The 6,124-nt window shown below is 59.7% G+C and carries 6 protein-coding genes; 3 read left to right on the top strand and 3 right to left on the bottom strand.

Annotation, left to right across the window (positions count from 1 at the left end):
• Nucleotides 1-21 precede the first annotated feature (21 nt).
• Nucleotides 22-570: an RNA polymerase factor sigma-70 gene (locus tag PMI18_RS27575; RefSeq protein ID WP_007894994.1), complete on the top strand. Its 549-nt coding sequence runs from the start codon at nucleotides 22-24 to the stop codon at nucleotides 568-570.
• A 132-nt stretch (nucleotides 571-702) separates the two neighbouring features.
• On the opposite strand, the gene PMI18_RS27570 is transcribed toward PMI18_RS27575, so the two are convergent.
• The 3 genes from PMI18_RS27570 to PMI18_RS27560 all read right to left on the bottom strand — a co-directional run bounded on the left by PMI18_RS27570 (nucleotide 703) and on the right by PMI18_RS27560 (nucleotide 3,342).
• On the bottom strand, nucleotides 703-1,716 hold the full coding sequence (locus tag PMI18_RS27570; RefSeq protein WP_007894995.1) for a GNAT family N-acetyltransferase: 1,014 nt from the start codon (nucleotides 1,714-1,716) through the stop codon (nucleotides 703-705).
• Between the two features lie 111 nt (nucleotides 1,717-1,827).
• Nucleotides 1,828-2,622, bottom strand: coding sequence for a substrate-binding periplasmic protein (locus tag PMI18_RS27565; RefSeq protein WP_007894996.1), 795 nt, complete (start codon nucleotides 2,620-2,622; stop codon nucleotides 1,828-1,830).
• A gap of 93 nt (nucleotides 2,623-2,715) precedes the next feature.
• The gene (locus PMI18_RS27560) at nucleotides 2,716-3,342 is read right to left on the bottom strand and encodes a TetR/AcrR family transcriptional regulator (protein WP_007894997.1); all 627 of its coding nucleotides are present in this window, start codon (nucleotides 3,340-3,342) and stop codon (nucleotides 2,716-2,718) included.
• Between the two features lie 178 nt (nucleotides 3,343-3,520).
• On the opposite strand from PMI18_RS27560, the gene PMI18_RS27555 reads away from it, so the two are divergent.
• Together PMI18_RS27555 and PMI18_RS27550 are read left to right on the top strand one after the other, a co-directional pair.
• Entirely contained in the window at nucleotides 3,521-5,323 is a 1,803-nt protein-coding gene (locus tag PMI18_RS27555; protein WP_007894998.1) for an acyclic terpene utilization AtuA family protein, read from the top strand.
• Between the two features lie 12 nt (nucleotides 5,324-5,335).
• On the top strand, nucleotides 5,336-6,124 hold a 789-nt coding region (locus PMI18_RS27550; RefSeq protein WP_007894999.1), incomplete at its 3' end, for an SDR family oxidoreductase.

A 6,124-nucleotide genomic window follows, 5' to 3' on the forward strand; every position in this document is an offset into this window, starting at 1 on the left:
TTTGCAGCAAGGTGATTTCCAATGACGGAACAAGTATCCACAAGCAGGTGCGATTCACCGCTACTTCAGGCCTTCGTCGACAACCGACTGATTCTGGTCAAGATTGCCGCCCGCATCACCGGTTGCCGATCACGCGCCGAAGACGTGGTGCAGGATGCGTTCTTCCGGCTGCAATCGGCGCCGCAGATCACGTCGTCAATCAAGGCGCAGCTCAGTTATCTGTTCCAGATCGTGCGTAACCTGGCGATCGACCATTACCGCAAGCAGGCGCTGGAGCAGAAGTATTCGGGCCCGGAAGAGGAAGGTCTGAATGTGGTGATTCAGGGCGCTTCTCCGGAAACCTCGCACATGAATTTCTCGACCTTGGAAAACATTGCCGATGCGCTGACGGAGCTGCCCAGCCGTACCCGTTACGCCTTCGAGATGTACCGCCTGCACGGCGTACCGCAAAAAGACATCGCCAAGGAACTCGGGGTCTCGCCAACCCTGGTGAACTTCATGATTCGTGATGCGCTGGTGCATTGCCGCAAAGTGTCGGGCAATCGTGCGGATACCTTTGCGCGCCGTTAAAAGCTTCGCGGGCAAGCCTCGCTCCTACAGGATTGTGTCGATTACATTATTTGTGAACGACACAACACTGTAGGAGCGAGGCTTGCCCGCGAAGACTGACTCAAGACCGCAACAGACCTTGAGCCTTACGCATCAAGCCAACGAACACCGATCAAAAAACCGCTCACGCCCCAACACCATCAGCGCCGCGCGCTTGTGCGGGAAATCGAACTCTTTTTCGCAGTGGAAACACTGATTGTGCATATGCCCGATCATCTTCGCGTTGTCGGCGCGAGGCTCGGCGACCACCCGTTGAGTGCGTGGATCATCGAGAAACAGGTAATGCACCAGCGCCGAGAGCCAGCTCGCCACCTTGTGCGGGCCGCGGTGATGTTCTTCGCCCACCAGCATGTGAATGCCACGGTCGTAATCAGCGGCGTCATAGAACGGCGCAATGCGATCTTCCTTGGCCCAGTAGGCTTCGAAATAGGCAAACGGCTGATCATCGAAGCAACCGATCAACGTCAAGGTGTGCGGGTCGGCTTCGAGCTTGCTCAGGTATTCGCGATGCTTCTCGAGACCGCCCTCCTCCTGCCAGAAATTCGCCACCCGCGGACTGTTCTGCCAGCGGTTGAAACGCGCCAGGTCATGCTCGATTTCTACCGTGCGCAGGGAGACCCACGCACCGAGCCGCGCATCGAAGCGTCGATACACCTCACCACGGGGTTTCACCGCACGCAATGGATGGCGCTTGCCGCTACTGATGACCATTTGCTGCGGATAGCTGCCAGCGCACGACTCCCCCAGCCAAGGCTGGGGCAATTGCCAGAACAGCGTGCGTTCGCAGCGATACTGGCCGGTGAGTTCGGTCGCGATCAGCAATCCGCTGAGCAAGGCTTCGGCGGGCACGTCATCGAGGTGCCAGGTCAGACGCTGACACGCCGCGTCACGGGCAAACAGCCAATAACAGGCCGCCCAGAATGCCTGACCGTCAGGACGGCCGAAACGCTCCTCCAGCCGCAGATGCAACTCCGGCTCGCGGGTCAGCCGCAGTTCGATCAACGGCTGCCCTTGCAGGCTGAGGCTCAGGCGGCTGGCGGTTTCATCGGCTACAAGACAGTTACCTGACGGCAAGGCCAGGGTGGTCAGGTCATTCAGATTGGACATGGGTGGGGCTCACGGTAATCGTCGACAGTTCAACGTGTGACGTGAGCCGGGGAGGGAAATTTAAGCGCAGTCGCCAAATGCGCGTCTCATGGCACTAATCAGGGGCACGAATCAGGGTTTGCCCACCGGCACCAGGGCAATTTTGTAGGGGTCGAAAATCTTCAGCATCTGGCCGTTGTTCCGCAGGCCTTGCAGCAACTTTCCAAACGCTTCACCGGTAATCGGCGCCTGCGGGCGAATCAGCGCGTAATGGTGATAGACCTGATCGATGCGTTGCGACACCAGCAATTGCTCGCCGACTTTCTCGTTACGCAGCAGATAATCGCTCAGATAGGAGCGAGTCACCAAGGCAATGTCCGCTCGTCCACGCAGCACCATCAGCAGGTTGCTGTCGTGGGAATAAGTCAGCGTGGCCTTGTAGGTCTCGGCCAGATACTTGGGATCGGCATTGAAACTGGCAAACTCGTAGTGATAGCCGCTGTACAGCGCCAGACGCTTGCCCTTCAGGTCCTTGAAGTAATTCTCATCGCGACCGGGTTGCTTCTGCGCGACAAAGATTTCTGCATCTTCCAGGCCCATGTCGACGAGGGTATGCGCAATGTCCTTCCAGCCCCAGTCCGGGTTCTCGAAAATCGCCATATCGACCCGGCCTTCCTTGAAGTCATTGAAACGCCGGGGAATGGAGGTGGGCACCAGCACAAACTGATAGTCGGTTTGCAACTGATTCAGCGCTTCCACCAGTTGCGGCAACAGACCGGTGTCGGCACCGGACTCCGGGCGCACGGTATAGGGTGGAAAATGCGCGGCACCGACCCGCACCAACTGTGCAGCCTGAGACGGCAACACGCAGCACACTGCAAGCACCCCCAGCAAAAGCCGGGATGCTGTCCGAATTGGCGAAGACATCAAAACAGCCTACTCCCCGAAAAAAATATCCATCAATGCATTCAAGCTAGGCGGTTTCGCCAACTTAGCCAGTTTCTTGTCGAGATAGACGGCTCACTGCCGTTCCTCAAGCACCAGAATCAACGCCTCATCGGCCAATTGATCAAGGCTCATGCTGCCATCTGCACGAAACCAGGTGGTGGTCCAGGACAACGCGCCCGTCAGGAAACGGCGAGTGATGAACACGTCGCCACGGATAAAACCGGCGTCCTTGGCCTCGCCCAGCACCTGCAGCCAGATGTCTTCATAAATATCACGCAGCGCCAGAACCTGCGCCTGGCCTTCTGCTGACAGCGAACGCCACTCATACACCAGCACCGCCATGGCCTCGCCGCTGCCGCCCATGATCGATTGCAATTCACAGCGAATCAGCGCCAGCACCCGCTCGCGCACACTGCCGGCCTCGGCCAGGGCTGCGCACATCAATGCGGTATTGTAGCGAATGGTTTCCTCCATCACTGCCCGCAGGATCTCATCCTTGCTTTTGAAGTGATGAAAAATACTGCCTGATTGAATACCCACCGCACTGGCCAGATCACGCACGGTGGTACGTTCATAACCTTTGTTGCGAAACAGGTGAGCGGCCACTTGCAGCAGTTTGCCACGAGCGCTGTCCGGGTCGGTCAATTGGCCGCTGTCGACCAATTCGCGCATCACCCTCAGGGCTTTTTGCTCGTCCACCCGTTCTCTCCTACAGTCGATCAATCAATTGCGCCGCTGCCCGCTAAAACAGCGGGGTTGCGCGGGCAATTTAAGCTGGCGGGGGCGACCAAGCAAGCGCTTGGGCAGAAGATATTTCAGCCGTTTACAAACCAAGCGCTTGCTTGGTAGTCTCGAAGCACTTCTGTCGGAGGTGGTTATGGAATTGGCTGCGCCCAAAACAATCCGCATCGGTTGCGCCAGCGCATTCTGGGGCGACACCTCGACCGCCGCCGCGCAACTGGTGGAAGGCGGGCGGCTGGACTATCTGGTGTTCGATTATCTGGCCGAAATCACAATGTCGATCATGGCCGGGGCGCGGATGAAAGATCCGGGAGCCGGCTACGCCAGCGACTTCATTGAAGTCCTCAGTCCCCTCCTCAACCAGCTCGCGGAACAGAAGATCCGCGTCATCAGCAATGCCGGCGGCGTCAATCCACAGGCTTGCGCCGCGGCCCTGCAAGCGGCTTGCGACAAGGCCGGGGTGACGCTGAAGATTGCCGTGCTGTCGGGTGACGATCTGCAACCGCAGTTCAAACACTTGAGCAGCCTTGGCCTGCATGAAATGTTCAATGGTGCGCCCCTGCCACCGATGTGCGTATCGACCAACGCCTACCTCGGCGCGCCGGGCATCGTCGAAGCCCTGCGCCTGGGTGCCGACATTGTGATTACCGGGCGCGTGGTCGACAGCGCCGTGGTCAGCGCCGCGCTGGTGCATGAGTTCGGCTGGTCGTGGCACGACTACGACAAACTCGCCCAGGCTGCATTGGCCGGGCACCTCATTGAATGTGGCGCCCAATGCACCGGCGGCAATTTCACCGATTGGTGCGACGTGCCCGACTACGAACACATCGGTTTTCCGATCGTTGAAGTCGGCGCCGATGGCCAGTTTATCGTCAGCAAACCCGATGGTTCCGGCGGTCTGGTCACGCCCCTGACGGTGGGCGAGCAGATGCTCTATGAAATCGGCGACCCGCAGGCCTATTTGCTGCCCGACGTGGTGTGCGATTTCAGTCAGGTCAAACTTGTGCAACAAGGCAAAAACGCAGTTCAGGTGCATGGCGCAAAAGGCTTGCCGCCGACCGATCACTACAAGGTCAGCGCCACATATCCGGACGGTTACCGCTGTACCGCCAGTTGCCTGATCGCCGGGATCGATGCCGTGGCCAAGGCCCGACGGGTCAGCCAGGCGATCATCAACAAGACCTCGGAAATCTTCAGCCAGCGCGGCTGGGCGCCCTACAGCGAAGTGAACATCGAACTGCTGGGCAGCGAAGCCACTTATGGCCCACATGGCCAGCGCCAGGACAGCCGCGAAGTGGTGATCAAACTCGCCGTGCGCCACCCAAGCAAACAGGCCTTGATTCTGTTCTCCCGAGAAATCGCCCAGGCCGCCACCGGCATGGCGCCGGGCTTGACCGGAATCGTCGGCGGGCGGCCGACGGTGTACCCGCTGATCCGGCTGTTTTCATTCCTGATCGATAAAACGGCCTGCACCCTGCAAATCGACCTCGCCGGTGAGCTCCACCCGTGCGCCCTGCCCGCCCTCGATGTACTCGATCCGGATGACTTGCCGCTACCGTTCGATCCACCCCAACCCACAGAACGCGCCGACGCCAGCGTAGCCCTGATCAAACTCGCCGTGGCGCGCTCAGGCGACAAGGGCAACCACAGCAACATCGGCGTCATGGCCCGCCATCCCGACTACCTGCCGTGGATCGCCGAAGCGCTGACACCTGAGGTGATGGTCGACTGGATGAGCCATGTCCTCGACCCGATCCACGGGCGTGTCGAACGCTGGTATTTACCCGGCACTCAGAGCTTTAATTTTCTTCTGGAAAACGCACTCGGCGGCGGTGGCGTGGCCAGTCTGCGGATCGATCCGCAAGGCAAGGCGTTCGCTCAACAACTGCTGGAGATCCAGATTCCGGTGCCGCAGCGCATCGCTGATCAGGTCAACTAGAGGACCGTCGCCATGGCTTATGACTCGATTTACAAACCCGACCTGTTCGCCGGCCAGAACATCATCGTCACCGGTGGCGGCAGCGGCATTGGCCGTTGTACCGCCCACGAGCTCGCAGCCCTCGGCGCGCAGGTGCTGCTGGTGGGGCGTAATGTCGAAAAACTGAAAAAGGTCGCCGCTGAAATCACCGAAGACGGCGGTAAAGCCAGCTGGCAGGTCTGCGATATCCGCGATGAAGACGCCGTCACGCAACTGGTCAGCGAACTGATCCGCAAACACGGGCCGATTCATGGGCTGGTCAACAATGCCGGCGGGCAGTACCCCTCGCCGCTAGCGTCGATCAATCAGAAAGGGTTTGAAACCATACTACGCACCAACCTGGTGGGTGGTTTTCTGATGGCCCGTGAGGTGTTCAATCAGTCGATGAGCAAGCACGGCGGCGCCATCGTCAACATGCTCGCCGACATGTGGGGCGGCATGCCTGGCATGGGTCACTCGGGCGCGGCGCGCTCGGGCATGGACAACTTCACCAAGACCGCCGCGTTTGAATGGGGCTATGCCGGCGTGCGGGTCAACGCCGTCGCGCCGGGCTGGGTTGCCTCAAGCGGCATGGACACCTACGAAGGTGCCTTCCGGGCCGTGATCCCGACCCTGTGCGAACACGTGCCGCTCAAGCGCATCGGCACCGAATCGGAAATCAGCGCGGCGATTGTTTTCCTGCTCAGCCCGGCAGCCGCTTTTGTCAGCGGCAGCACGTTGCGCATCGACGGTGCCGCCAGCCTCGGCGGGCGGGCCTGGCCG

Source organism: Pseudomonas sp. GM102, from assembly GCF_000282555.1.
GTDB lineage: Bacteria > Pseudomonadota > Gammaproteobacteria > Pseudomonadales > Pseudomonadaceae > Aquipseudomonas.